Annotated in this window: 2 protein-coding genes; one reads left to right on the forward strand and one right to left on the reverse strand. The window is 47.2% G+C overall.

Annotated elements, in window-relative coordinates; all coding sequences use genetic code 11:
- The first annotated feature begins 36 nt into the window (after positions 1–36).
- Positions 37–1,956: an alpha-glucosidase gene (locus A5294_RS06115; protein ID WP_064340712.1), complete on the forward strand. Its 1,920-nt coding sequence runs from the start codon at positions 37–39 to the stop codon at positions 1,954–1,956.
- A gap of 25 nt (positions 1,957–1,981) precedes the next feature.
- On the opposite strand, the gene A5294_RS06120 is transcribed toward A5294_RS06115, so the two are convergent.
- Positions 1,982–2,752, reverse strand: a complete 771-nt coding sequence (locus A5294_RS06120) for a Sir2 family NAD-dependent protein deacetylase (protein ID WP_064340713.1) — start codon at positions 2,750–2,752, stop codon at positions 1,982–1,984.
- Positions 2,753–2,856: the final 104 nt, after the last annotated feature.

The raw sequence follows: 2,856 nt of genomic DNA on the forward strand, positions 1-2,856 counted from the left end.
TAAAAATACTTATCAATGTAAATTAATGGGGATTAAATGACTACTTTTGACAGAGCAAACTTGCCAGAATCCGTGCGCACGAACGGCGCTACTCCAAACCCTTGGTGGGCGAATGCAGTAGTGTATCAGATTTATCCGCGAAGCTTCCAAGACACGAACGGTGACGGCATTGGTGATTTGAAGGGAATCACTTCGCGCCTTGACTATTTGGCTGATTTAGGTGTTGACGTGCTTTGGCTCAGCCCTGTTTACAAGTCTCCGCAAGACGATAACGGTTACGATATTTCTGACTATCAAGATATTGATCCGCTTTTTGGCACTTTGGAAGATATGGACGAACTTTTGGCTGGCGCGCACAAGCGTGGGCTTAAAGTTGTGATGGATTTAGTAGTAAATCACACTTCTGACGAGCATGCTTGGTTCCAGGCTTCAAGAGATGCTTCTAGTGATTACGCTGATTGGTATTGGTGGAGGCCTGCGCGTGAAGGTTGTGTGCCTGGTGAGCCGGGTGCGGAGCCGAATAAGTGGGGTTCGTATTTCGGCGGTTCCGCGTGGACTTACGATCCGAGGCGCGGAGAATACTTCCTTCACCAGTATTCTCCAAAGCAGCCAGATTTGAATTGGGAAAATCCTGCGGTTCGCGCTGCCGTGTACAAGATGATGAATTGGTGGATGGATCGCGGAATTGACGGCTTCCGCATGGATGTGATTACGCAAATTTCCAAGCATGTTGATTCTGAAGGTCGTTTGCCTGGGGAAGTTGGCTGCCAGATTGAAGATTTTCCAGCTGGTGCTGACGGCTATTCTTCGCCGTTCCCGTTCTGCTCGGATGGTCCTCGTTTAGACGAATTCTTACGTGAGATGCGTGCAGAAGTTTTCGAAGGGCGCGAAGGTTTCTTAACTGTTGGTGAAGCTCCGGGAATTTCTCCGCACCGTAATACTTATATTACTGACCCTACTCACAGTGAACTCGACATGTTATTCCTGTTCAATCACGTGGATATCGATTGCGAAAACGGAACTAAGTGGAACCCTGTGCCGCTAAAGCTTACGGAATTAAAGCGCGTGATGGCAGAGCAACAGCAAGCGGTAGCGGATGCTGGTTGGGCGAGCTTGTTCTTTAATAATCACGATCAGCCGCGTGCGCTTTCTCGCTGGGGTAGTGAGGCTAGTGAGGAGATGCGCGTGCGCTCTGCTAAGGCGATTGCCATGCTTCTTCACATGCACCGCGGCACGCCTTACGTGTACCAAGGCGAGGAAATAGGCATGACTAACGCGCACTTTACGCGTCTCGAGCAGTATCGCGATTTGGAAGCGTTGAATATGTTTAAGCAGCGCGTAGAAGAAGCGCATATTCAGTCGGCTGAGTCGATGATGGATGCGCTCGCAAAGCGCGGGCGCGACAATTCTAGAACTCCAATGCAGTGGAATGCTTCTAAATACGCGGGTTTTATGCCTTTTAATGTTACGTCGCAAAATAACGCAGAGCCGTGGATTAGTGTGAATCCTAACTACGTAGACATTAATGCAGCTGAGCAGATGGAAGATTCAGATTCCGTTTACGCTTTCTATAAGTATTTAATTGCTTTGCGCCATTCGGAGCCGATTGTTTCTGCTGGCTCTTGGAATTTGGTCGATGCGGATGACGAGTGCGTGTACGCTTTCGTGCGCGAGCTTAAATCTGATTGCGAAAAGCAGGATGACTCTGCAGAGACTGCTGCGGAATCTGCTGCAAATTCTGCGGAATCTACAGAACGCATGCTCGTAATGATTAATATGACTGATTCAACCGTGCCTATACCTACGCAGAGCGCGCAATTATTGCAAAATCGCGCCTCTAACGCTTTTGTGGGGCGTGACGTAATGGTTACAACTTACGACGTGAATCACGCGCTTACATCGCTTAAAAACGGTACGCTTGCGCCTTGGGAAGGTATAGCTGTTACTTTGCAATAGTTTTAATAGCGTTACTTTGCAATAGTCACTTTGCAATAGTTTCGTCTACTAATTTTGGCAGAGCTTTCGCAATATCTTCGCGAATAATACGCTCTGCCAAATAGTCGTATTGTGTAGAGCCCAGGTTCATTATCGTAATAGGCACTCCTGCACGCGCGGCTAACGGTACGAGAGAAGCAGCTGGAAATACTTCTAGCGTGGAACCAATAACCCATAGCTCGTCCGCTTTAACTATTGCTTGCGCGCTTCGTTCCATTGCTCCCTCAGGAAGTGCCTCGCCAAAATATACAACGTCTGTTTTGATTAAACCGTTGCAAGGCATATTGCTACGGTATGGAAGAGCGCGTCTGCAATGCGGATCTGGATGCTCGTCTAAGTCGCGCATAATATCGGCAGTTTTATAGCTCGCGTGGCAGCTCATGCAGTGTGAGGTTCCAATGCTTCCGTGCAAATTCACTATAATATCTGGGCTATTGCCAGCTTTTTCGTGAAGTGCGTCAAAGTTTTGGGTGGCTATTAAATCTAGCATTCCAGCTTTCTCAAGTTTTACAAGTGCCTTGTGTGCTGTTCCTGGCTGAGCGTTCCAAACAGGTGACTCTTTTTGCCATCGCCAAGAGTAAATGCGTTCTTCTTCGCTGCTTAAAAACGCGTCTATGTCGTAAACACTCATTTGTTCTGGGTGCTTAGTCCATACGCCATCTGGTCCGCGAAAATCAGGAATGCCAGCGCTTGTGGAGATTCCTGCTCCGGTTAGTACAACAATATGGCGTTTGCTGTTCGATTGCTTGTTGCTCATTCTTCTGCTCCTTCTTTTTATTAATGTCTGTTAATGTCCTATTCTTATTTTCTTTATGTGCTTTATGCTTTTTGTGTTTTTATGTGCTTTGTATTCTTTATAAA

The organism is Gardnerella sp. 30-4 (assembly GCF_001641215.1).
Classification (GTDB): Bacteria; Actinomycetota; Actinomycetes; order Actinomycetales; family Bifidobacteriaceae; genus Bifidobacterium; species Bifidobacterium leopoldii.